At 70.3% G+C, this 23982-nt stretch carries 21 protein-coding genes; 9 read left to right on the top strand and 12 right to left on the bottom strand.

Annotated features, from left to right (window positions below; translation table 11 throughout):
• Window positions 1-88: 88 nt before the first annotated feature.
• The 4 genes from ACFVTC_RS06090 to ACFVTC_RS06075 all read left to right on the top strand — a co-directional run bounded on the left by ACFVTC_RS06090 (window position 89) and on the right by ACFVTC_RS06075 (window position 3775).
• On the top strand, window positions 89-940 hold the full coding sequence (locus ACFVTC_RS06090; RefSeq protein ID WP_390124385.1) for an aminoglycoside N(3)-acetyltransferase: 852 nt from the start codon (window positions 89-91) through the stop codon (window positions 938-940).
• 11 nt (window positions 941-951) lie between these two features.
• Window positions 952-1875, top strand: a complete 924-nt coding sequence (locus ACFVTC_RS06085) for an ABC transporter ATP-binding protein (RefSeq protein ID WP_390124384.1) — start codon at window positions 952-954, stop codon at window positions 1873-1875.
• A 50-nt stretch (window positions 1876-1925) separates the two neighbouring features.
• Window positions 1926-2642: an ABC transporter permease gene (locus ACFVTC_RS06080; protein WP_390124719.1), complete on the top strand. Its 717-nt coding sequence runs from the start codon at window positions 1926-1928 to the stop codon at window positions 2640-2642.
• Between the two features lie 125 nt (window positions 2643-2767).
• Window positions 2768-3775: a heme A synthase gene (locus ACFVTC_RS06075; protein WP_390124383.1), complete on the top strand. Its 1008-nt coding sequence runs from the start codon at window positions 2768-2770 to the stop codon at window positions 3773-3775.
• Between the two features lie 87 nt (window positions 3776-3862).
• Here the strand turns inward: ACFVTC_RS06075 and ACFVTC_RS06070 are convergent, their stop codons facing one another.
• The 4 genes from ACFVTC_RS06070 to ACFVTC_RS06055 all read right to left on the bottom strand — a co-directional run bounded on the left by ACFVTC_RS06070 (window position 3863) and on the right by ACFVTC_RS06055 (window position 7016).
• Complete coding sequence (locus tag ACFVTC_RS06070; protein WP_390124380.1) at window positions 3863-4186, bottom strand: hypothetical protein; 324 nt, start codon at window positions 4184-4186, stop codon at window positions 3863-3865.
• A 49-nt stretch (window positions 4187-4235) separates the two neighbouring features.
• On the bottom strand, window positions 4236-5342 hold the full coding sequence (locus tag ACFVTC_RS06065; RefSeq protein ID WP_390124377.1) for an amidohydrolase family protein: 1107 nt from the start codon (window positions 5340-5342) through the stop codon (window positions 4236-4238).
• Window positions 5343-5599: 257 nt separating this feature from the next.
• Entirely contained in the window at window positions 5600-5956 is a 357-nt protein-coding gene (locus ACFVTC_RS06060) for a hypothetical protein (RefSeq protein WP_390124376.1), read from the bottom strand.
• 106 nt (window positions 5957-6062) lie between these two features.
• Complete coding sequence (locus ACFVTC_RS06055; RefSeq protein WP_266705847.1) at window positions 6063-7016, bottom strand: heme o synthase; 954 nt, start codon at window positions 7014-7016, stop codon at window positions 6063-6065.
• Between the two features lie 380 nt (window positions 7017-7396).
• On the opposite strand from ACFVTC_RS06055, the gene tkt reads away from it, so the two are divergent.
• From tkt to pgl, 5 genes are read left to right on the top strand one after another with little or no spacing between them, the layout of a single operon-like run.
• Window positions 7397-9484 carry a transketolase gene (gene tkt / locus ACFVTC_RS06050; RefSeq protein ID WP_390124374.1) on the top strand — a complete coding sequence of 696 codons (2088 nt, stop codon included), beginning with the start codon at window positions 7397-7399 and terminating at the stop codon, window positions 9482-9484.
• 34 nt (window positions 9485-9518) lie between these two features.
• The gene (gene tal, locus ACFVTC_RS06045) at window positions 9519-10637 is read left to right on the top strand and encodes a transaldolase (protein WP_390124372.1); all 1119 of its coding nucleotides are present in this window, start codon (window positions 9519-9521) and stop codon (window positions 10635-10637) included.
• A gap of 4 nt (window positions 10638-10641) precedes the next feature.
• Complete coding sequence (gene zwf, locus ACFVTC_RS06040) at window positions 10642-12165, top strand: glucose-6-phosphate dehydrogenase (RefSeq protein ID WP_390124370.1); 1524 nt, start codon at window positions 10642-10644, stop codon at window positions 12163-12165.
• Window positions 12162-13232 carry a glucose-6-phosphate dehydrogenase assembly protein OpcA gene (opcA, locus tag ACFVTC_RS06035; protein ID WP_390124368.1) on the top strand — a complete coding sequence of 357 codons (1071 nt, stop codon included), beginning with the start codon at window positions 12162-12164 and terminating at the stop codon, window positions 13230-13232. The genes zwf and opcA overlap by 4 nt, the downstream gene beginning before the upstream one ends.
• A complete protein-coding gene (pgl, locus tag ACFVTC_RS06030) occupies window positions 13229-14011 on the top strand; it encodes a 6-phosphogluconolactonase (RefSeq protein WP_329287046.1) in 783 nt (260 codons plus the stop codon). The genes opcA and pgl overlap by 4 nt, the downstream gene beginning before the upstream one ends.
• Window positions 14012-14240: 229 nt before the next feature.
• Here pgl and pgi read toward each other — a convergent pair whose 3' ends face one another.
• The 8 genes from pgi to ACFVTC_RS05990 all read right to left on the bottom strand — a co-directional run bounded on the left by pgi (window position 14241) and on the right by ACFVTC_RS05990 (window position 23825).
• Entirely contained in the window at window positions 14241-15902 is a 1662-nt protein-coding gene (gene pgi / locus ACFVTC_RS06025; protein ID WP_390124366.1) for a glucose-6-phosphate isomerase, read from the bottom strand.
• A gap of 72 nt (window positions 15903-15974) precedes the next feature.
• Window positions 15975-16226, bottom strand: coding sequence for a hypothetical protein (locus tag ACFVTC_RS06020; protein ID WP_390124364.1), 252 nt, complete (start codon window positions 16224-16226; stop codon window positions 15975-15977).
• Window positions 16227-16637: 411 nt separating this feature from the next.
• Window positions 16638-16973, bottom strand: a complete 336-nt coding sequence (locus ACFVTC_RS06015) for an RNA polymerase-binding protein RbpA (protein ID WP_078615979.1) — start codon at window positions 16971-16973, stop codon at window positions 16638-16640.
• A gap of 235 nt (window positions 16974-17208) precedes the next feature.
• Window positions 17209-17439 carry a preprotein translocase subunit SecG gene (gene secG / locus ACFVTC_RS06010; RefSeq protein WP_055529234.1) on the bottom strand — a complete coding sequence of 77 codons (231 nt, stop codon included), beginning with the start codon at window positions 17437-17439 and terminating at the stop codon, window positions 17209-17211.
• Window positions 17440-17542: 103 nt separating this feature from the next.
• Entirely contained in the window at window positions 17543-18319 is a 777-nt protein-coding gene (tpiA, locus tag ACFVTC_RS06005) for a triose-phosphate isomerase (protein ID WP_390124362.1), read from the bottom strand.
• 6 nt (window positions 18320-18325) lie between these two features.
• Complete coding sequence (locus ACFVTC_RS06000; RefSeq protein WP_390124360.1) at window positions 18326-19537, bottom strand: phosphoglycerate kinase; 1212 nt, start codon at window positions 19535-19537, stop codon at window positions 18326-18328.
• Window positions 19538-19666: 129 nt separating this feature from the next.
• Window positions 19667-20677 (bottom strand): type I glyceraldehyde-3-phosphate dehydrogenase, encoded by a 1011-nt coding sequence (gap, locus tag ACFVTC_RS05995; RefSeq protein WP_168527561.1) that lies wholly within the window; start codon window positions 20675-20677, stop codon window positions 19667-19669.
• A gap of 190 nt (window positions 20678-20867) precedes the next feature.
• On the bottom strand, window positions 20868-23825 hold the full coding sequence (locus ACFVTC_RS05990) for a M14 family zinc carboxypeptidase (protein ID WP_390124356.1): 2958 nt from the start codon (window positions 23823-23825) through the stop codon (window positions 20868-20870).
• Between the last annotated feature and the right edge of the window lie 157 nt (window positions 23826-23982).

Here is a 23982-nt window from a genome sequence, read left to right as displayed (position 1 = left end):
TAGGCATGCCTAAGCTGACCTGCGGAAACGATCTTTGATCGATCAATTCGGTGGCACCGGGGCGTGGTCTCGGGGAGACTCCCGAAGCATGTCGACACCCCCTCCCACCGGCCCACTCGTCACTCGGGGCACCCTCGCGGCGGAGCTTCGCGCACTCGGCGTCCGACCCGGCGAAGCGCTCCTCGTGCACTCCTCGCTCCGGTCCCTCGGCTGGGTCAACGGCGGCCCGGTCGCGGTGGTCCAGGGCCTTCTCGACGCGCTCGGCCCCGACGGCACTCTGGTGGTCCCCACGCAGTCCGGCGAGCTGTCCGACCCGGCCCTGTGGAGCCGGCCGCCGGTCCCCGAGGAGTGGTGGTCGACCATTCGGGCGACGATGCCCGCCTACGACCCCCTCGTCACCCCCACCCGTGGGCTCGGCGTGGTCCCGGAGACCGTCCGCACCTGGCCGGGCGCGCTGCGCAGCGCGCACCCGCAGACCTCCTTCGCGGCTCTCGGCCCGCGCGCGGCCGAGATCGTCGACGGCCACGCCCCGGACTGCCGGCTCGGTGAGCGCAGCCCGCTGGCCAGGCTGGAGGCCCTCGGAGCCCGCGTGCTCCTGCTCGGCACGGGCTACGACACCTGCACCAGCTTCCATCTCGCCGAGTACCGCATACCGGCGCCGCTCGTCGAGGTGGGGCGCCCGGTGCGGACGGCGCGGGGAGCCACCCGGTGGGAGGTGGTCACGGAGGTCGCGATCGACTCCGACCGCTTCGACCAACTGGGTGCCGACTTCGAGCGGGACCGCCCCGTCGTACGCGGCCGGGTGGGCGCGGCCGACGTACGCCTGTTCCCGGTCGCCGACGCGGTGGCGTACGCGGAGCGCTGGCTCGCGCTGCACCGCCCCGGTGCGCCGGGCCCCGATGCGGCCCCCGGCGCCCGCGGGCCCCGGAGACGTCCCTAGACTTGCTCCTCATGCGAAGCGAGCCCGTGGTCCAGGTCCAGGCCCTGGTGAAGCGGTACGGCACGAAGACCGCGGTGGACGGCCTCGACCTGGTGGCCGGGGCGGGCATCACCGCCGTACTCGGTCCCAACGGGGCGGGCAAGACGACCACGGTCGAGACCTGCGAGGGGTACCGGAGGCCGGATTCCGGCACGGTGCGCGTCCTGGGCCTCGACCCGGTGAGACAGTCCGGTGAGCTGCACACCCGTATCGGCGTGATGCTCCAGTCCGGAGGGGTCTACTCCGGCGCGCGGGCCGAGGAGATGCTCCGGCACGTGGCGAAACTGCACGCCCGCCCCCTCGACGTCGACGCGCTCATAGCGCGCCTGGGCCTCGACAGCTGTGGCCGTACGGCCTACCGACGGCTGTCCGGCGGCCAGCAGCAGCGCCTCGCGCTCGCGATGGCCGTGGTCGGCCGCCCGGAACTGGTCTTCCTCGACGAGCCGACCGCCGGCCTGGACCCGCAGGCCCGCCGGGCCACCTGGGACCTGGTCCGCGACCTGCGTACCGACGGGGTCTCGGTCATCCTCACCACGCACCACATGGACGAGGCCGAGCAGCTCGCCGACGACGTCGCGATCATCGACGCCGGCCGGGTCATCGCACAGGGCTCCCCGGAGGAGCTGTGCCGCGGCGGCGCCGAGAACACCCTGCGGTTCACCGGCCGCCCCGGCCTCGACGTCGGCTCCCTGCTGAAGGCCCTCCCGGCCGACTGCACGGCGGCCGAGCTGACCCCCGGCGCCTACCGGGTGGGCGGGAAGGTCGATCCGCAGCTGCTGGCCACCGTCACCTCCTGGTGCGCGCAGCACGGGGTGATGCCGGAGAGGATCTCCGTCGAGCGGCACACCCTCGAAGACGTGTTTCTGGAACTGACCGGCAAGGAGCTGCGTTCGTGACCACCGCCGGCACCTACACCCCGAGCCCGGGGGCGGCCCCCCTGCCCCGCATGATCGGCGCGCAGGCCGCGCTCGAGACGAGGATGCTGCTGCGCAACGGCGAGCAGCTCCTGCTCACGGTCGTCATCCCGGCGCTCCTGCTGGTCCTGTTCGGCTCGGTGGACATCGTCGACACCGGCAAGGGCGCGGCGGTCGACTTCCTCACCCCCGGCGTCCTGGCGCTCGCGGTGATGTCGACGGCCTTCACCGGCCAGGCCATCGCCACCGGCTTCGAGCGGCGCTACGGCGTGCTGAAGCGGCTCGCCGCCTCCCCGCTCCCCCGCTGGGGCCTGATGACCGCGAAGACGGTGTCCGTGCTGGTCACGGAGGTCCTCCAGGTCGTCCTGCTGACGGTGATCGCCTTCGCGCTGGGCTGGTCGCCGCACGGCAACCCGGCGGCCGTCCTGCTCCTGCTGATCCTCGGCACGGCCGCCTTCTCGGGCCTGGGCCTGCTGATGGCCGGCACGCTGAAGGCGGAGGCGACGCTGGCCGCCGCGAACCTGGTCTTCCTGCTGCTGCTGGTGGGCGGCGGGGTCCTCGTCCCACTGGACAAGTTCCCCCCCGGCGTCCAGGACGTGCTGGCCCTGCTGCCGATCTCGGCGCTCTCGGACGGCCTGCGGGACGTGCTCCAGCACGGAGCGGGCATGCCGTGGGGCGACCTGGGGATCCTGGCGGTCTGGGCGGTCGTCGCGCTGGCGGCGGCGGCCCGCTTCTTCCGCTGGGAGTGACGGCCGGGCAGGCCGGGCGCCGGGCCGCGCGGGAGGTTCCGCGTGGCCCGCGAAAAGGCCGGTGAGCCGCGCCGCGCGGGACTGCCCGGGGCCCTCGTGAAGGCGTGCACAAGCGGCCGCCTACGATGGGGCGCGTGCCAAACGTGACCCGAGCCGACGCCGTAGCCCTCGCGCGCAACCCGCTCGCCCTCATCGCCGAACGCTGGACCCCGACCGCACGGACGGTCCGCCGCGCGGCCCTCGCCGCGCTGGTCATGTCCGTGGTCATCGTGGTCACCGGCGGCGCGGTACGGCTGACCGGTTCGGGGCTCGGCTGCCCGACCTGGCCCAAGTGCACCGCCGACTCGCTCACCGCGACCGGCGAGATGGGCTTCCACGGGGTCATCGAGTTCACCAACCGCATGCTGACCTACGTCCTGTGCGCCGCGGTCGGCTGGGCGATCATCGCCGCGCGCTCCGAGAAGCCGTGGCGGCGCGACCTCACCCGGCTCGGCTGGGCGCAGTTCTGGATCGTCATGAGCAACGCGATCCTCGGCGGCGTCGTCGTCCTGGTCGGCCTCAACCCCTACACGGTCGCCGCGCACTTCCTGCTCTCGACCGCGCTCATCACCGTCGCCGCGGTGATGTGGCAGCGCACCCGTGAGGGCTCCGCCGCGCCGCGTCCGCTGGTCGGCAAGGCGGTGCAGCAGCTCGTGTGGTGTCTGGTCGTCGCGGCCGTGGTGCTGATCGCCGTCGGTACGGTCGTCACCGGCGCGGGTCCGCACGCGGGCGACTCGAGCGAGGTCGACCGTATGCACGTCAGCTGGGAGAACGTCGCCAAACTGCACGCCGTGCTGGCGTGGATCGTGGTCACGCTGACCTTCGCCCTGTGGTTCGTCCTCAAGGCGGTCGACGCCCCCAAGGGCCCGCTGGACCGGACCCGCGACCTGTTCCTGATCCTGCTCGGCCAGGGGGTCATCGGCTACATCCAGTACTTCACGGACCTTCCCGAGGCTCTGGTCGGCCTGCACATGTTCGGCTCCTGCCTGGTGTGGATCGGCGTCCTGCGCGTCCTGCTGTCACTGCGCGAGCGGCCCGCCGCCGTGCCGGACCTGCCGGGGCCGGCCGCGGAATCGGCGCTCACGCGCGTGTGAGGGCCGTGAAACGACCGCTCACGCGCGGGTGAGCGGTTCGTACGCGGCCACCGGGCCGTCGATCGCGGGGCCCCGGACGGCTCCTGGTCAGCTCGGCCCCGCGCGCCGGCCACTCCCGGGTGGGCGGCGCGGGCACGGAGCCCTCGTACCGCCTGCGCCGTACGCCGGCAGATTCCCTGGCCGCTCCGCGTGCGGGACCCGTCCGAGGGCGTGCAGTTCGCGGCGGCGGGGCACGGGGGTGACCGGGCGTCTCGGCAGCCGGTCGTGGGCCCAGGTGACGTAGGGCCGCTCGGCACCGGCGATGGTGGCGAGGGGGGAATGACCGCGGTGCGGCCGGCGCGCGAGGGGCGTGAAGGCGCCCAGGCCGGCGAGGAAGCGGTCGAGCAGACGTGCCGTGGCGTCGTCGGTCACCCGGACAGCCTGGAGCCACCGGGCGACGCGCCGGAAGTCCCCCTGCCGTTCACTGCACCCCGTACACCCGGCGGGCGTTCCCCGCGGCGATCAGTCCCGCCACCCGCTGCGCGTCCGCGGGCGACCAGGCACCCTCCGCGACCCAGGTGCCGAGCACCCGGGTGAGTGCCTCGCGGAAGAGACGGGCGCCGACCACATGGAGTTCGGGCAGGCCGTGTGCTCCGCTGGAGAAGAGGAGCTTGCCGAAGGGCGCGAGTTCCAGGATCTCGGCGAGGACGGCCGCGGCCCGTGCTCCGGTGCGCACCAGCGCGGCGCCCAGGTCGGCGTACACGTGCGGGAAGACCCCGGCGAGGTGTGCCGCGTGCCGGTGGTACGGGTAGCCGTGCAGCAGTACGAGGTCGGTGCCGAGGCCGGCCGTGGCGCGCGCGAAGTCGGTGAGCAGGACGGGGTCGGTGCGGTCGATCCGCATGCCTGGTTCGCCGAGGCCCGCGTGGAGTTGGAGGGGCAGTCCGGAGGCGACCGCGATCCACAGCAGATGGCGCAGCAGGACGGGGTCGCTGAGCGCCCCGCCGACCCGGCGGTCCGCGAGCCACCTGCCCGCCGCGCCGCGTACCTCTCCCGGCCCGGGGGGTTCGGGAGCGAGCGCCAGGCCGTGCCGTCCGCCCGCCACGGAGGTGAAGGCGACGGCGTTCGCGGCGGCCCCGTGGACCGACTCGGCGAGATTGGCGAGGAAGGACTCGACGGTGCCGGAGGTGTCGGCGACCTGTTCCGCCAGCAGCTCCAGGCGGACGATCTCATGCGCGTCGGCGGCACCGGTGGAGGCCATCTCGCCCGGCCCGGTCAGGTCGCCGGGCAGCCCGGTGTCGACGAGAAAGGTGGTGACACCGCTGCCGCGCAGCAGTCTGCGGCCCGCTTCGAGGACGCCCAGTTCGCGCCGCCGGGCGAGATAGCGGGCGGGCGGGCAGTGCGGTTCCAGGCCGAGCAGGGGCGGACACCAGCGGCGTACCGCGAAGCCGGTCTGGGTGTCGAAGAGGGTGGTGCCGGGGGCCGGGGGCCCCTCGGTTCTGGCGAGGTGGGCCTCGAAGGTGCCGAGGCCCAGCTCCGTCCTCAGCACTCCGTGGCAGTACTGGTCCACCAGGGACGGCGTTTCGATCATCCGGACTCCCCCGCGCGACTGGACCGTTCTTTCTCAGGTCCTAACGGGTGAGCCGGGCGTCAGGTGTTGGTCGCCCGTGTTCCAGGCGCGTCGCTCGGCCGTTCGTGGGGTTCGGCGACCGCCGGCCGCGCGGACCGGCGGCAGTGGCCGGTGGGCCGTCCGTTGCGGCGCCCGGGAGCCGGCCGGGACGCGGACCCCACGGGCCCCGCTGCGGCCGATCGGGTGATGTCGCGCCCGCGCTGCGCCACCCGTACGGGTCAGTCGTTGCGCGGGCCGCCCACCTGGATCCCCGCCATCCGCTTCCACTCGTAGGGCCCGGTCCGCACCTTCGCGGCGAACTCCCCGTCGAACTCCTCGTGAACGGTGATCCCGGCCTTCTTCACGGCGTCCTCGGCGATCGCGTAGCCGGGCGCCACCAGATCGCCCCAGGCGCCGTCCCCGCCGACGAGCACGATGCGCGCGCCGCGCTCCCCGATGTACGCCACCTGGCCCTCGGCCCCGCCGTGCTCGTCGGCGAAGGCGCGGATCTGCCGGGCGAGCCTGGCCGCCTTGCGCTCGGCGCCGGTGTCCCGGGCGGTGCCGGTGGTCTCGTCAGTCTGCTCGGTGTCTGCCATGGCCAGGATGCTACCGACGGGTAGATCGAACGGCGACGGGCGGGGTGCGTGGCCTTGGCCACGCACCCCGCCCGTCGACAGGAAGACAGGACTTCCGCGACACGCCCTAGTGGAGGAAGGGGTCCACCGCGACGGCCACGAAGAGGATCGACACATAGGTGATCGACCAGTGGAACAGCCGCATCTCCTTGAGCTTCCCGCCCGTCACCTCGGCCTTGGCGCGGTTCTGCAGGCCGTGCGCCTCCCACAGCCAGAACCCGCCGGCCGCCAGCGCGACCACCGTGTAGAACCAGCCCGTGTAGCCGAGCGGGGTGAGGAGCAGCGAGACCCCGACCATCACCCAGCTGTAGATGACGATCTGGCGGGCGACCACCTTGTTGGACGCGACGACCGGCAGCATGGGCACGCCCACGCGCGCGTAGTCGTCCTTCACCTTCATGGACAGCGGCCAGTAGTGCGGCGGCGTCCAGAAGAACATGACGAGGAAGAGGATGACGGGCGCCCACGACAGGGAGTTCGTGACGGACGACCAGCCGATGAGGACCGGGAGGCAGCCCGCGATGCCGCCCCAGACGATGTTCTGGGACGTACGGCGCTTGAGGAGCATCGTGTAGACGACGACGTAGAAGAGGAGCGCTCCGAGTGACAGCCACGCGGACAGCCAGTTGACGGCCAGACCGAACAGCAGTGTCGAGACGACCGCCAGCGCGATGCCGAAGGCCAGGCACTCACGGGGGCTGACCATGCCGGTGACCAGTGGACGCTGTGAGGTCCGCTCCATCAGAGCGTCGATGTCACGGTCGATGTACATGTTGAGCGCGTTGGCGCCGCCCGCCGACAGATAGCCGCCGAGACAGGTGAGCAGGACCAGCTTGAGGTCCGGTACACCCTGCTGGGCCAGGAACATCACCGGAACGGTGGTGATCAGGAGCAGTTCGATGATTCGTGGCTTCGTGAGTGCCACGAACGCCTTCACACGGGCCCCGAACGGCCGGTGGCTCGGGCTGCTGCTCGTCCCGAGCACCCCCGCTGGACGGGATTCGACGGCCGTCACGCACACCCCTGACAGAGACATCCCAGCAAGCCCCCCGGGTATGAACTCCCCGTAAAGGCTCGCGCGTACCACGCCACTGTAGACGTTGCCCAGACCCCGGCCTTCGCGGGGGTGGGGTCGTGTTGGGGGCGCCCGGACCAGCGCCTCGGCGGGGCCCGCACAACGGGCGTCGGGGGGCTCGATTGAGCACTCTTACGAGCGGCTCCGTATTCAGTTGCCGAAGACGGAACGGACCAGTCGGGAGGCGGATTCCGCCGAGTCCCGGCAGTCTGGAATGACTCGAAAAAACGCAGGTACCTACGGGGGTAGGCTCGACAACGGCCGGTGGGCGCCCAGTGCACCGGCATTCGACATGCGTGACATGTGGAGAGGAGCCCTGACCCAGGGTGAGCACCAAGCCGACCACCACAGACCTCGAGTGGACCGAGTTGGACCAGCGGGCCGTCGACACCGCCCGCGTCCTGGCCGCCGATGCCGTACAGAAGGTCGGCAACGGCCATCCCGGTACGGCGATGAGTCTGGCGCCTGCCGCCTACACCCTCTTCCAGAAGGTGATGCGGCACGACCCGGCGGATCCCGACTGGACCGGACGCGACCGCTTCGTGCTGTCCGCGGGCCATTCGTCCCTGACCCTCTACACGCAGCTCTACCTGGCCGGGTTCGGCCTCGAGCTGGACGACCTGGAGTCCTTCCGCACCTGGGGCTCGCGTACTCCGGGCCACCCCGAGTACGGACACACGCCCGGCGTGGAGACCACCACGGGTCCGCTGGGACAGGGCGTCGCCAACGCGGTGGGCTTCGCGATGGCCTCCCGCTACGAGCGCGGTCTGTTCGACCCGGACACGCCCCAGGGCGAGTCCCCGTTCGACCACTTCATCTACTGCATCGCCGGTGACGGCTGCCTGCAGGAGGGCATCTCCGCGGAGGCGTCCTCCATGGCCGGGCACCAGGAGCTCGGCAACCTGATCCTGCTGTGGGACGACAACCACATCTCGATCGAGGGCGACACGGAGACCGCGGTCTCCGAGGACACCGTCAAGCGGTACGAGGCCTACGGCTGGCATGTGCAGCGGGTGGCCCCGAAGCCGGACGGCGACCTCGACCCGCACGCCATCTACAACGCGATCCAGGCCGCCAAGCTGGTGACCGACAGGCCGTCGTTCATCGCGATGCGGTCGATCATCGCCTGGCCCGCCCCGAACGCGCAGAACACCGAGGCCGCGCACGGCTCGGCGCTCGGCGACGACGAGGTGGCGGCGACCAAGCGGGTGCTGGGCTTCGACCCGGAGCAGTCCTTCGCCGTGGCCGACGAGGTCCTCGCCCACACCCGTCAGGCGCTCGACCGCGGTCGTGAGCAGCGGGCCGAGTGGGAGAAGGGCTACCAGGAGTGGCGCACCGCCCAGCCCGCGCGTGCGGCCGAGTTCGACCGCATCGCCGCGTGCGAGCTGCCCGAGGGCTGGGAGGAGAAGCTCCCGGCGTTCGAGACCGGCAAGAGCCTCGCGACCCGTGCCGCGTCCGGCAAGGTGCTCCAGGCGCTCGGCGCGGTCATCCCCGAGCTGTGGGGCGGCTCCGCCGACCTCGCGGGCTCGAACAACACGACGATCGACAAGAACTCCTCGTTCCTGCCGGCCGACAACCCGCTGCCGGGCGCGAACCCGTACGGGCGAACGATCCACTTCGGTATCCGCGAGCACTCCATGGCCGCGGAGATGAACGGCATCACGCTGCACGGCAACACCCGCGTCTACGGCGGCACCTTCCTGACGTTCTCCGACTACATGCGCAACTCGGTGCGGCTGTCCGCGCTGATGCACCTGCCGGTCACCTACGTCTGGACGCACGACTCGATCGGCCTCGGCGAGGACGGTCCGACGCACCAGCCGGTCGAGCACATCGCCTCGCTGCGCGCCATCCCCGGCCTCAACGTCGTCCGTCCCGCGGACGCCAACGAGACGGCGATCGCCTGGCGCGAGATCCTCAAGCGCTACACCAAGGTGTTCGGCGAGGGCGCCCCGCACGGACTGACCCTGACCCGGCAGGGCGTGCCGACGTACGACCGCAACGAGGACGCCGCCAAGGGCGGCTACGTCCTGTTCGAGGCGGAGGGCGGCGAGCCCCAGGTCATCCTCATCGCCACCGGTTCCGAGGTGCACGTGGCCGTGGAGGCGCGCGAGCAGCTCCAGGCCGCGGGTGTGCCGACGCGGGTCGTCTCCATGCCGTGCGTGGAGTGGTTCGACGAGCAGGACCAGGCCTACCGGGAGAGTGTGCTGCCGCCGTCGGTGCGCGCGCGGGTCTCGGTCGAGGCCGGAATCGGTCTGACCTGGCACCGGTTCGTCGGGGACGCGGGACGCATTGTTTCGCTGGAGCACTTCGGTGCTTCGGCCGACGGCAAGGTGCTCTTCCGCGAGTACGGCTTCACTGCCGAGAACGTCGCCGACGCCGCCCGGGAATCGATCGCCGCAGCCCAGCTCTGACGCTGACAAACGACACGTAGGAGATGCATTTTCCATGACAGACGCACTCAAGCGCCTCTCCGAGGAAGGCGTCGCGATCTGGCTGGACGACCTGTCGCGCAAGCGGATCACGTCCGGCAACCTCGCCGAACTGATCGACCAGCAGCACGTCGTGGGCGTCACCACCAACCCGTCGATCTTCCAGAAGGCGATCAGCAGCGGCGACGGCTACGAGCAGCAGCTCACCGAGCTCGCCGCCCGCAAGGTCACGGTCGAAGAGGCCATCCGCATGATCACGACGGCGGACGTCCGTGACGCCGCCGACATCCTGCGCCCGGTCTTCGACGCGACGCAGGGCCAGGACGGCCGGGTCTCCATCGAGGTCGACCCGCGCCTGGCGCACAACACCACCGCGACCGTCGCCGAGGCCAAGCAGCTGGCCTGGCTGGTGGACCGCCCGAACACGCTCATCAAGATCCCGGCGACCAAGGCGGGCCTGCCCGCGATCACCGAGGTCATCGGCAAGGGCATCAGCGTCAACGTCACGCTGATCTTCTCGCTGGAGCGTTACCGCGAGGTCATGGACGCCTACCTGGCGGGGCTGGAGAAGGCGAAGGCCGCGGGCCTGGACCTCTCCAAGATCCACTCGGTGGCGTCCTTCTTCGTGTCCCGGGTGGACACCGAGATCGACAAGCGGCTCGACGCCCTGGGTACCTCCGAGGCGAAGGCCGCGCGCGGCAAGGCCGCCCTGGCCAACGCCCGGCTCGCCTACCAGGCGTACGAGGAGGTCTTCTCCTCGGAGCGCTGGGCCGCCCTCGACAAGGCGCAGGCGAACAAGCAGCGCCCGCTGTGGGCGTCGACGGGCGTGAAGGACCCGGCGTACAAGGACACCCTGTACGTCGACGACCTGGTGGCGCCGAACACGGTGAACACCATGCCGGAGGCCACCCTGCAGGCCACCGAGGACCACGGCGGCATCACCGGCAACACGATCGCCGGTACGTACGAGCAGTCCCGCGCCGAACTCGACGCGGTCGAGAAGCTCGGGATCTCGTACGACGACGTGGTCCAGCTCCTCGAGGACGAGGGCGTCGAGAAGTTCGCGGCGTCCTGGAACGACCTGCTCAAGTCCACAGAGGCGGAGCTCCAGCGCCTCGCCCCTTCGGAGGGCTGAAACCTTGTCAAGCAGCAACCCGCTGCGTGACCCCGCAGACCGACGGCTCCCGCGTATCGCGGGGCCGTCGGGCCTGGTCATCTTCGGCGTCACGGGCGATTTGTCACGTAAAAAGCTGATGCCCGCCGTGTACGACCTCGCCAATCGCGGACTGCTGCCGCCGGGCTTCTCGCTCGTCGGTTTCGCCCGTCGCGAGTGGAAGAACGAGGACTTCGCCCAGGAAGTCCACGACGCGGTCAAGGAACACGCCCGTACGGAGTTCCGCGAGGAGGTCTGGCAGCAGCTCATCCAGGGGATGCGCTTCGTCCAGGGCACCTTCGACGACGACGACGCGTTCGAGCGGTTGCGCGCCACCATCGAGGAGCTGGACAAGGCCCAGGGGACGGGCGGCAACTTCGCCTTCTACCTCTCCGTGCCGCCGTCCGCCTTCCCGGTGGTCATCAAGCAGCTGAAGAAGCACCACCTGGCGGACCAGTCGAACGGCTCCTGGCGGCGCGCGGTCATCGAGAAGCCCTTCGGCCACGACCTGAAGTCGGCCGAGGACCTCAACGCGATCGTGCACGAGGTCTTCGCCTCGGACCAGGTCTTCCGTATCGACCACTACCTCGGCAAGGAGACCGTCCAGAACATCCTGGCGCTCCGCTTCGCCAACACGATGTTCGAGCCGATCTGGAACCGGTCCTTCGTCGACCATGTGCAGATCACCATGGCCGAGGACATCGGCATCGGCGGCCGGGCGGGCTACTACGACGGCATCGGCGCGGCCCGTGACGTCATCCAGAACCATCTGCTCCAGCTGATGGCCCTGACGGCCATGGAGGAGCCCTCGTCGTTCGACGCGGACGCGCTCGCCGCCGAGAAGACCAAGGTGCTCGGCGCGGTACGGATCCCGAAGGACCTGGGGCGCGACACCGTCCGCGGGCAGTACGCGGCCGGCTGGCAGGGCGGCGAGAAGGCCGTCGGCTATCTCCAGGAAGACGGCATCGACCCCAAGTCGAAGACCGACACCTTCGCCGCGATCAAGGTGGAGGTGGACAACCGCCGCTGGGCGGGCGTCCCGTTCTACCTGCGGACCGGCAAGCGCCTGGGCCGGCGGGTCACCGAGATCGCGGTCGTCTTCCAGCGCGCCCCGCACTCCCCCTTCGACCACACGGCGACGGAGGAGCTGGGCCAGAACGCGATCGTCTTCCGCGTCCAGCCCGACGAGGGCGTCACGGTCCGCTTCGGCTCCAAGGTGCCCGGCACCTCCATGGAGATCCGGGACGTCTCGATGGACTTCGCCTACGGCGAGTCGTTCACCGAGTCCAGCCCGGAGGCGTACGAGCGACTGATCCTCGACGTGCTGCTCGGCGACTCGAACCTCTTCCCGCGCACCGAGGAGGTCGAGCTGTCCTGGAAGATCCTCGACCCGATCGAGCGGTACTGGGACAAGCACGGCAAGCCCGCGCAGTACCCCTCGGGCACCTGGGGCCCCGTCGAGGCGGACGAAATGCTCGAACGAGACGGACGGAGCTGGCGTCGCCCATGAAGATAGACCTCACCGACTCCACTGCCAGCAAGATCAACAAGGCGCTCGTGCAGGGCCGCCGGGCCATCGGCACCCCCGCGGTGGGCATGGTCCTGACCCTCGTCATCGTCACCGACGAGGAGAACGCCTACGACGCCCTGAAGGCGGCCAACGAGGCCTCGCGCGAGCACCCCTCGCGCACCCTCGTGGTCATCAGGCGTGTCTCGCGCTCGCCCCGTGACCGCACGAAGTCGCGCCTCGACGCCGAGGTGCGGCTCGGCGCGGAGGCGGGCACCGGCGAGACCGTCGTGCTGCGGCTGTACGGCGAGGTGGTCGACCACGCCGACTCGGTCGTCCTGCCGCTCCTGCTGCCGGACGCGCCGGTCGTCGTCTGGTGGCCGGTGAGCGCGCCGCTCGACCCGGCGAAGGACCCGCTGGGCGCGCTGGCCCAGCGCCGGGTCACGGACACCTACGCGGCCGAGGCGCCGGTACGGGAGCTCAACGCCCGCGCCGACGCCTACGCCCCCGGGGACACCGACCTCTCCTGGACCCGCATCACACCGTGGCGTTCGATGCTGGCCGCGGCCCTGGACCAGGTCGTCTGCGACGTGAGCGCGGTCGAGGTGGAGGGCGAGGAGTTCAACCCGAGCTGCGAGCTGCTCGCCATGTGGCTCGCGGACCGGCTGAAGGTCCCGGTCAGGCGTTCGCAGTCGTCCGGCCCCGGCCTCACGGCCGTCCGGATGGAGACCAGCTGCGGCCCGATCGTCCTGGACCGTGCCGATGGCTCCCTGGCCACGCTGTCCATCGACGGTCAGCCCGACCGCGCCGTGGCGCTCAAGCGCCGCGACACGTCCGAGCTGATCGCGGAGGAGCTGCGCCGGCTCGACCCGGACGACACGTACGCCTCGGCGCTGCGGTACGGGGTGGAGCGGCTGAACACCTCGTCGGACGAGTCCCCGGAGCGCACCCCGGCTCCGGCCGGGGCGGCGGCCGAGGCCGCCGACAAGGCACCGGCCAAGGCACCCGCCAAGAAGGCCACCGCCAGGACCGGCGCCTCGGCCCCGGCCAAGAAGGCGGCCTCCAAGTGATCACTCCGCAGCTTGTCGTGCACCGCGACAAGGAGCTGATGGCTCAGGCCGCGGCCGCCCGGCTGATCACCAAGGTCGTGGACGCGCAGGCCTCGCGCGGCTACGCCTCGGTGGTCCTCACCGGCGGCCGCAACGGCAACGGGCTCCTCGCGGCGCTCGCGGCCGCGCCCGCCCGGGACGCCATCGACTGGGGCCGGCTCGACCTGTGGTGGGGCGACGAGCGGTTCCTGCCCGCGGGCGACCCGGAACGCAATGACACCCAGGCCCGTGCGGCACTGCTGGACTCGGTGCCGCTGGACCCGGCGCGGGTGCACCCGATGCCTGCGTCCGACGGCCCCCACGGCGCGGACGCGGACGCGGCGGCCGAGGCGTACGCGGCCGAGCTCGCGAAGGACGCGGGGCCGGAGAACCACGGTTCGGTCCCGGCCTTCGACGTCCTGATGCTGGGCGTCGGTCCGGACACGCACGTGGCCTCGCTCTTCCCCGAGCTGCCCGCGGTGCGCGAGACCGAGCGGACGGTGGTGGGTGTGCACGGCGCGCCGAAGCCCCCGCCGACCCGGATCTCGCTCACGCTGCCCGCGATCCGCTCGGCCCGCGAGGTGTGGCTGCTCGCGGCCGGTGAGGACAAGGCGCAGGCCGCGGCGATCGCCCTGTCGGGCGCGGGTGAGGTACAGGCTCCGGCGGCGGGTGCCCACGGGCGCTCGCGGACGCTGTGGCTGCTCGACGCGGCGGCCGCTTCCCAGTTGCCGCGTTCGCTCTATCCGCCGGCTTCGGCGTGACGGCGGGGTAGGGGCGAACGAGGCGTCTCACGCACTCGCCGCCCCTACCCTCCCCCAGCCGGACGGGCTGAATGAGCGGGCCTTCGCCGACAGGTTCCGGCCACGCTGTACACGCCGGGTACGGGCCGTGCCTTGCGGGGGCGCGGGGAACTGCGCGACCGGGCCCCCGCCTGCCGGCACCCGGGCAACACCCCACGACGGGCGGCCCCCACCGCCCGTCGCCCCGTACTCACAGGCCCTGACGGCCGCGCAGCTCCCGGTACTTGGCGACCAGCGCCTTGGTGGAGGGGTCGAGGCCGGGTACGTCGGTGCCGTCGGTGAGGGCGGGTTCGACGCGTTTGGCGAGGACCTTGCCGAGTTCGACGCCCCATTGGTCGAAGGAGTCGATGTTCCAGACGGCGCCCTGGACGAAGACCTTGTGTTCGTAGAGGGCGATGAGCTGGCCCAGGACGGAGGGGGTCAGTTCGCGGGCGAGGACCGTGGTGGTGGGGTGGTTGCCCTGGAACGTCTTGTGGGCGACCAGGTCTTCGGGTACGCCTTCGGCGCGGACCTCGTCGGGTGTCTTGCCGAACGCCAGTGCCTGGGTCTGGGCGAAGAAGTTCGCCATCAGCAGGTCGTGCTGGGCGGCCAGGCCCGTCTCCAGTTCACCGACGGGGTTGGCGAAGCCGATGAAGTCGGCCGGGATCAGCTTGGTGCCCTGGTGGATGAGCTGGTAGTAGGCGTGCTGTCCGTTGGTGCCGGGGGTGCCCCACACCACCGGTCCGGTCTGCCAGTCCACCGGCTCGCCCTGCCGGTCGACGGACTTGCCGTTGGACTCCATGTCGAGCTGCTGGAGGTAGGCGGTGAAGCGGCTGAGGTAGTGCGAGTAGGGCAGCACGGCGTGGGACTGCGCGTCGTGGAAGTTGCCGTACCAGATGCCCAGCAGGCCCAGCAGCAACGGCGCGTTGGACTCGGGCGGCGCGGTGCGGAAGTGCTCGTCGACGAGGTGGAAGCCCGCCAGCATCTCCCGGAACCGGTCCGGGCCGATCGCGATCATCAGCGACAGGCCGATCGCCGAGTCGAAGGAGTAGCGTCCGCCGACCCAGTCCCAGAACTCGAACATGTTGTCCGTGTCGATGCCGAAGTCGGCGACCTTCCCCGCGTTCGTCGACAGCGCCACGAAATGCCGGGCCACCGCCTCCGGACCGGCCTTCAGCCCGGACAGCAGCCAGGACCGCGCCGACGTCGCGTTGGTGATCGTCTCGATCGTGGTGAACGTCTTCGACGCGATGATGAACAGGGTCTCGGCCGGATCGAGGTCACGGACGGCCTCGTGGAGGTCGGCGCCGTCCACGTTCGACACGAACCGCACCGTCAGACCGCGGTCGGTGAAGGAACGCAGCGCGTCGTGGGCCATCGCCGGGCCGAGGTCGGAGCCGCCGATCCCGACGTTCACGACGTTCTTGATCCGCCTGCCGGTATGACCGGTCCACTCACCCGAACGCACCCGCTCGGCGAAAGCGGCCATCCGGTCGAGGACCGCGTGGACCGCCGGGACGACGTCCTGCCCGTCCACCTCGACCACCGCGTCCCGCGGCGCACGCAACGCCGTGTGCAGAACCGCACGCCCCTCGGTCACATTGATCTTCTCACCACGGAACATCGCGTCCCGCAGCCCGAACACATCCGTCGCCACGGCCAGCTCACGCAGCAGCCGCAGTGTCTCGTCGGTGACCAGGTGCTTGGAGTAGTCGACGTGCAGATCGCCTACCCGGAGGGTGTACCCGGAGCCGCGCCCGGGGTCGGCCGCGAACAGGTCCCGCAGATGGGTGTCCGCGAACTCCTCGCGGTGCTCCACCAGAGCGGTCCACTCGGGCGTCCGGTCAAGCCTGGTACGGGTGTCTGCGTTCATCTCTGACTTCCGCCTTCTTTCCTGCGTGTGCTGCTGCGTACCTCGCCCCGCTGCCGGTCCCAACCTAATTGATCAGGGCTTGACGTGAGCTGTCGTCACGCCGTCGTCCGGCTCAACAACAAATACGTCCGGCTTGAGCGCGGGTATCAGCGAAACGACGGCGAGTGCGAAGAGCGCGGCCGCGGACAGCGCGGGCCCGTTCAGCCCGTACACCGCGGCGACCGTGCCGCCGAGCAGGCCGGCGACGGGGGCTCCGCGGGTGGAGGCGGTACGGAAGGCGGCGCTGCTGCGGCCGACCATGGCCTGGGGGCTGCGTTGCTGCATCAGCGTGAAAACACCGCCTCCACCGCCGCCACTTCGACAACCGTAGAGGTCACCACTGACAGCGAGGTGGACCCACACCCGCCGGCCGCACGAGGTGAACCACACCCGTCGGCCGCAGTACGTCGGCGCCCGGCCCGGCGCCGGACCGGGCGCGCGGCCCCCTCAGGGCCATCAGGAGCCCCCCGCACACCGTGCGCTCACGGACGGCACCACGCCGACCACACCCTGTTCGCGACCCGCCTCGCGTGGCCGGCGTCGGCGTAGCGCCCCGGCGCCACCGGAGGCATGGGCACGCGTTCGGACGCGTACGACCGGAGGGCGCCCGGTCGCGGGCACGCCGATTCCGTACGCGGGCGTCGTGCGAAACAGCTCCGGCCAGACACCCCTCGGTGTCCGGCCGGTTCACAACTCCTAGATCTCGCCCCGCAGTTTGGCGAGCGCCTCGGCGAGAATCGCCTCGCCGTCCGCGTCGCTGCGCCGCTCCCGTACGTACGCCAGGTGCGTCTTGTACGGCTCGGTGCGCGGCGGGTCCGGCGGATTGTCCCGGTCCTGTCCGGCGGGAAAGCCGCAGCGTGGACAGTCCCAGGTCTCGGGAACCTGCGCGTCGCTGGCGAAGCTGGGCACCGTCTCGTGCCCGTTGGAGCACCAGAAGGAGATGCGCAGCCGGGGCGCGGACTCGCCACGCTCGGCCTCGCCCATCGGCCCCGCCCCGACCCGGCTTCCTCGGATCGCGTTGCCACTTGCCACGGTCGTAACTCCCTGCGTGATGGTGCCGCGAAGCGAGTCGGCGTGACGCTTCGCTGCGAGCGCCTCAGTCTACGTAAGGCCCAACGCGCGTCCAGTGATTGGAGTTACACCCCACCCCTAGACGCAAGCCCCATGATAGGCCGCGCCCGCGGGCGCGTACCGGACATGGGGCCTTACGTGTGGATCGTGCTTGCGTACTGTGCGTTTGTGCGGCCGTACCGATGTCAGCCGTTGATCAGTTGTTGACCTTCATCAGGATGCCGAGCACGACAATGCACGCGAACCACAGCAGACCGAGCACCACAGTGATGCGGTCGAGGTTGCGCTCGGCGACCGAGGAGCCGCCGACGGACGACTGCATGCCGCCACCGAACATGTCGGAGAGGCCGCCGCCCTTCCCCTTGTGCATCAGCACCAGCAGCATCAGCAGCAGGCTGAAGACGATCAGGGCGATCGAGAACCCCAAAACCACGGCTGGACCAACTTCCTCGGAACTGGATGGACGACGGGGGTCCGGTGACACTCACCAGACCCCCGCAAGGGTACGACGGATCGTCGCTACCGCATACTCACTGGTCGCGGAAACGGACGATCTTGACGAACTCGTCGGCGTCGAGGGACGCCCCACCGACGAGCGCGCCGTCGATGTCGGGGCTCGCCATGATCTCGGCGACGTTGCCGGACTTCACCGAGCCGCCGTACTGGATGCGGACCTTGTCGGCCAGCTCCTGGGAGTACAGCGCGGCCAGTCGGCTACGGATCGCCGCGCAGACCTCCTGGGCGTCGCCGGCGCCGCAGACCTTGCCGGTTCCGATGGCCCAGACCGGCTCGTACGCGATCACGATCGACTCGGCCTGCTCGGCCGGGACGTCCTTGAGACCGCCGTCGACCTGCGCGAGCGTGTGGGAGACGTGGTCCCCCGCCTCGCGGACCGCCAGCTCCTCGCCGACGCAGAGGATCGGGGTCAGGCCGTGCTTGAACGCGGACTTGACCTTGGCGTTGACGATCTCGTCGGTCTCCGCGTGGTACTGGCGTCGCTCGGAGTGACCGACCGCGACGTAGGTGCACTTCAGCTTGGCCAGCATGGGGCCCGAGATCTCGCCGGTGAAGGCGCCGGAGTCGTGCGCCGAGAGGTCCTGGGCGCCGTACTTGATCTTGAGTTTGTCGCCGTCGACCAGGGTCTGCACAGAGCGCAGGTCGGTGAAGGGCGGCAGGACGGCGACCTCACAGGCGTCGTAGTCCTTGTCGGCCAGGGCGAAGGCGAGCTTCTGGACGTGCGCGATGGCCTCGAGGTGGTTGAGGTTCATCTTCCAGTTGCCCGCCATCAGCGGCGTGCGCGTGCTCATAAAAGGTCAGTCCTCCAGTCCGGCGAGGCCGGGGAGCGTCTTGCCCTCGAGGTATTCGAGGGAGGCGCCGCCACCGGTCGAGATGTGGCCGAATGCCGTCTCGTCGAAACCCAGGGTGCGGACGGCCGCGGCGGAGTCGCCACCGCCGACCACCGTGAAGGCCGGGGAGTCGAGGAGTGCCTGGGCGACCGCCTTGGTGCCCTCGGCGTAGTCGGGGTGCTCGAAGACGCCCATCGGACCGTTCCAGAAGACGGTGGCCGCGTCGGCGAGCTTCGAGGCGTAGAGGGCACCGGTCTCGGGACCGATGTCGAGGCCCATCCCGTCGGCCGGGATGGCGTCCGCGGCGACGGTGGTGGGGTGGGACGGGGCCTTGGTCTTCAGGTCCGGGAACTGCGACGCGGTCACGACGTCGACCGGGACGACCAGTTCGACGCCGTTCTTCTCGGCGCGCTCGACGTACTCCTTGACGGCGGGCAGCTGGTCGTCCTGGACGAGGGAGGCGCCGATCTCGTAGCCCTTCGCCTTGAGGAAGGTGAAGGCCATGCCGCCGCCGATGAGCAGCCGGTCGGCCTTGCCGAGCAGTTCGTCGATGACGGCGAGCTTGTCGGAGACCTTGGAGCCGCCGAGGGCGACGACGTAGGGGCGCTTGACGTCCTCGGTGAGCTTCTTCAGGACACCGACCTCGGTGGCGATGAGGTAGCCGGCGTAGTGCGGCAGGCGGGCCGGGAGGTCGTACACGGAGGCGTGCTTGCGGTGCACGGCGCCGAAACCGTCGCCCACGTAGACATCGGCCAGGGCCGCGAGCTGGTCGGCGAACTCGCCGCGCTCGGTGTCGTCCTTGGACGTCTCGCCCGCGTTGAAGCGCAGGTTCTCGATGACCGCGACCTGGCCGGGCTCCAGGCCCTTCACGGCGTCGTGGGCGGCGGGTCCCACGGTGTCCTGGGCGAACGCGACCGGGGCGCCGAGGAGTTCGGCGAGGCGCTCGGCGGGCTGCAGCAGGGAGAAGGCGGGGTCCGGGGCGCCCTTGGGCCGGCCCAGGTGGGAGGCGACGATCACCTTGGCACCGGCTTCCGCCAGCGCCTTGACGGTGGGCAGGACGGCGCGGATGCGGCCGTCGTCCGTGATGAGGCCGTCGGCCAGCGGCACGTTCAGGTCGGCGCGGACGAAGACCCGCTTGCCGTCCACGCCTTCGGCGATGAGTTCGTCGATCGTCTTCATGAAGGGACTCCTAGGAAAGCTCTTGAGATCCGAGAGGGCTGATCGATCCGTACGCGAGACAGGGCCCGGACAGCGCGGCCTTGCGCTGCCCGAGCCCTGTGCTCACATCGAGGTGCCTGGCTCCGGGACTTAGAGCTGGCCGCCGACGAAGACCGTGAGGTCGACGAGACGGTTGGAGTAACCCCACTCGTTGTCGTACCAGCCGAGGATCTTCACCGAGTTGCCCTCCTGGACCATGGTCAGGGAGGAGTCGAAGGTGCAGGAGGCCGGGTCGCCGACGATGTCCGAGGAGACGATCGGGTCCTCGGTGTAGGCCAGGTAGCCCTTGAGGTCGCCGTCCTCGGAAGCCTTCTTGAACGCGGCGTTGACCTCGTCCTTGGTGACCTCGCGCTGCAGCGTCACGACCAGGTCGGTGGCCGAGCCCGTCGGGACCGGGACGCGCATCGCGATGCCGTCGAGCTTGCCCTTGAGCTGCGGGAGGACCAGGGCGGTGGCCTTGGCGGCACCGGTCGTGGTCGGGATGATGTTCTCGGCGGCGGCGCGGGCGCGGCGCAGGTCCGAGTGCGGGAAGTCCAGGATGCGCTGGTCGTTCGTGTACGCGTGGACCGTCGTCATCAGGCCCTTGACGATGCCGAAGTTCTCGTCGAGCACCTTGGCCATCGGCGCCACACAGTTGGTGGTGCAGGAGGCGTTGGAGATGATGTTGTGCTTCGACGCGTCGTACTTGTCCTGGTTGACGCCCATCACGATGGTGATGTCCTCGTCCTTGGCCGGAGCCGAGATCAGGACCTTCTTGGCGCCGCCGGCGATGTGCTTCTCGGCGTCGGCCTTCTTGGTGAAGATGCCCGTCGACTCGATGACGATGTCGACGCCGAGCTCGCCCCACGGGATGTCGGCGGGGTTGCGCTCGGAGAGCACCTTGATGGTGTGGCCGTCGACGGTGATCGTGTCGGCGGTGTGCGACACCTCGGCCTTGAGGCGGCCCAGGATGGTGTCGTACTTGAGCAGGTGAGCGGTGGTCGCGGTGTCACCCAGGTCGTTGACAGCCACGATCTCGATGTCAGCACCCTGCTCCAGCAGCGCGCGGAAGTAGTTACGACCGATGCGGCCAAAGCCGTTGATGCCTACGCGGATCGTCACGAACCGATCTCCTCGTTGGTACGCCGGCTCACGTGCCGGCGAGTTGTATGGGATGTCCCCGACCGCCTAGAACCCTACCTCCCTGAGACGTCTGGAGTGACATTGAGATGCCCCATACACGGCAGGGTGTTCCGTACCCACCAGTAGGGGTACGGAACACCCTCGATGTTGACGAGGCAGCCGCCGCGGATCAGCTCTTCAGAGCGGTGAGCGCCTTCCCGATGAGGGCCGCGCGGTCGGCCGCCGTGGTGACGTGCTCCAGGCCGAAGCCCAGCAGCACGGTGTCACCGGTGGTGATCCCTCCGTACGTCTTGAACAACTCTCCGTAGCGCGCCCAGTCCTTGAGCACGGCCGGGCTGCCCGGGGGCGGTCCGGCGACACGCCAGGGGCCGAGGGAGGTCTCGAAGCCCTCCGTCTCGGTGGCCGCCCCGGCGACGACGAGGGAGGTGTCGTCCGCGAGGACACCGTGACCGCCGGAGCTCGGGTCGGTGATGTAGCTCAGGGACACCTCCACCGACTTCCCGGCGTAGGCGCTCAGGTCGAAGGCGACCTGCTGCCAGCCGCTGGAGGCGCCGGTGAAGCTGTTCCAGGCCCCGCTGGTGCCGGTGTTGGCGCAGCCGGACGCGTTGACGGTCAGGTAGTGCTTGAGCCAGGGGTGCTCGTGGACCAGGAACCCGGCCTCGCACTCCGCGGGCACCCCGCTGCTGGTGGCGCCGCCCGCCTCGGGCAGTGTCGTCCAGTCGTCGGCCCCGGTGGTGTGGATCTCGACGATCGCGTGGTCGTAGCCGGGCTCCGTGTCCCACAGGAGTTGGGTGCGCAGCGCCGGCTTCGCGGCGGCGCTGACGCCGGTGAGGTCGATGGTGCGGGTGAGTCGCTTGTAGGCGTCGTCGGTGTGCACCGCGGCGGCCATGAACGAGCCGGCGTAGGGCCCGTAGGGGTTGACGGTGCCGGCGAACTGGCCGGCACCCGCGCTGGAGGCGAACTGCGGGTACTGGGCGGCGGGCAGCGAGTCCGAGGTGACGCCGTAGGTGCCCGCGGCGTTCAGCGGGTTGCCGGGCGCGTTCCCGAGCGCCCCGGTGAATCCGGCTAGCCTGCCGGAGCCGGTGAAGCCGTTGGCGCCCGGGGTGGACGTACGGGAGTAGGCGCCGAGGTAGTACTGGCTGAAGTCGTTGGAGAGGCTGCCTCCGCCGAGGTCGACGTTGCCGCCGGCCTGCTCGCCCGCCTCGACCAGTTTCCCGCCCTCGTTGAGGAAGGCGCGCAGCTGGAGCTGGGTGGCGTTCGCGGGTCGTACGGCTCCGGTGTAGTGGACGACCGTCCTGAAGTGGTCGAGCACGCCGAGCGCGTCGGGCGCGCCGAGGGTGGCCACGTCCCAGACGAGGGCCTTCTTCCCGTTGGCCCTCAGGGCGTCGACGTATGCCTGGGACTGCGTGGCGGCCGCGCCCTCCTCGGCGACGACGAGGGTGTCGGCCACGGGGCGGTCGGCCACGGTGTAGGTGAAGTGTGTGCTGGAGGTCTTCTTGCCGCTCCTGGTCTCACCGGTGAACCAGACCTCGACCTTGTCGCCCCGGTCGCCGTCCTTGACCTTGGCGCGGTACTCGTCGAAGTAGAGGTTGTCCTGGCCGCCGTAGGTCTCGCCGCCGCGCCAGGGCTTGAGTGCCATGTCCAGCGTCCGGCCGCCGTTGACCCGGTACTTGAGCTCCTTGTCGCGTACGGACTTGCGGACGACGACGGAGACCTCCTGGTCCGCTCCGCGGGAGTACGACGTGGTGAAGGCGGCGGGGGTGAAGTCCGGCGCGTCGACGCCGACCGAGGAGGAGGGCTGGTCGGGGTGGGCTGCGGTCTCGGCGACGGAGAGCGCGAACGGGACGTTCTTCTCGAACTCCTGCTCTATCAGCTTCTCGTCGTCCGGGAAGGTGAAGACCGAGGCGCAGTCCGCCGCGTTCCAGGCGTCGTTCGGGTCGAGGTTCGACGCGCTCTGGCAGGTCGACATCTCGGGGGTGAACATCGCCATGCCGTTGACGTTGCCCGCGTGGCCGTCCGCCTCACCGTTGGTGGTGTAGAGCTCCGAGGAGACCTGCGGGTGGTAGCCGGGGATCGCCGAGTTCTCCGGGGTTCCGGCGAGCGACTTGTAGAGCACGTCGTCCGGGGTCGGCGTCGCCACCTGCCAGCCCACTCCGTAGAGGAGCAGTTCGGCGGCCGAGTGGTAGTTGATGCCGTACGTGAAGTCGACACGCTTCTCGAAGGCGTCGAGGGCCCGGGTCTCGGGCTCGGAGCCGGGGCTCGCGCCGCGGTAGGTCTCGCTCGTGGGGTTCGGGGACGAGCCCTCGTCGTCGTAGCCCCACTTGTAGGCGAAGTTGCGGTTGAGGTCGACGCCGTCGCCGGTGGAGACGACACCGTCGCCGTTCACGTCCCGCAGGTTCTTGCGCCACTGGCGCTCGTCCTCGCCCTGGAACGTGTAGTCGTAGCCGTCCGGGTTGGCCGACAGCACGAACCACAGTTCGGTCGAGTCCACGATCTTCTTGATGCGCTTGTCCGTGGAGTAGTTGTCCAGGTAGTAGTGCATCAGGCGCCGGGTCATCTCGGGCGTGATCCACTCACGTGCGTGCTGGTTGGACATGTACAGCACGGACGGCTTGGAGCCGTCCTTCGTCTTCTTCGCGCCCTTGGTCAGCTTCACCGCGAGGATGTCCTGGCCCTTGAGGGTCTTGCCGATGGAGACGACCTTGGTGAGGTCGGGATGGGCCGCTCCGGTCCTGACGATCTCCTCCTGGAGATTGCCCTTTCCGCTGTACGGCCGGAACACGCCTTGAGCCGCGCCCTCGACGCGCGCCTCGGTCCTGGCCGAAAGCGTGTGCTCGGTGAGCTCGACCCCCTGCTTCTCCAGCTTCCGGGCCTGTCTGTCGGTCAGGTAGACCTCGACCGCGCTCTTGCCGTTCTTCGCGGCCCGGTCGCCGAGTTCGTGGCCGTCCTGCCCGGCCGCGAGCAGCAGGGGTATCTGCTGCTTCGTGACCTCCGCGTGGAAGACCTTCACGGCGTTCGCGTCGGGTTCCGGCGAACTCCCACTCTGCGCCTGGGCGATGGGCGCCATGCCGGCACCGCCCAGCAGGAGTGCGCCCGCAGCGAGGATCGCTCTCGCTCTTGGTCTCATGAGCCCCCCTTGCATGTGTCCGCCACAGTGGCGAACAGATGCCAGGCTCATGACACTTCATGGTCAAGTCAAGAGCGCCTCACGGACAAGTAAACGCCGGTGCCGATGTCCCAAGTGGGCATCGGCACCGGCGTGTTGGGCTTCTGGAGGTTCATCG

The sequence above is a fragment of the Streptomyces sp. NPDC057950 genome, assembly GCF_042887295.1.
Classification (GTDB): Bacteria; Actinomycetota; Actinomycetes; order Streptomycetales; family Streptomycetaceae; genus Streptomyces; species Streptomyces kaempferi.
This window is presented reverse-complemented; position numbering and strand designations above follow the sequence as displayed.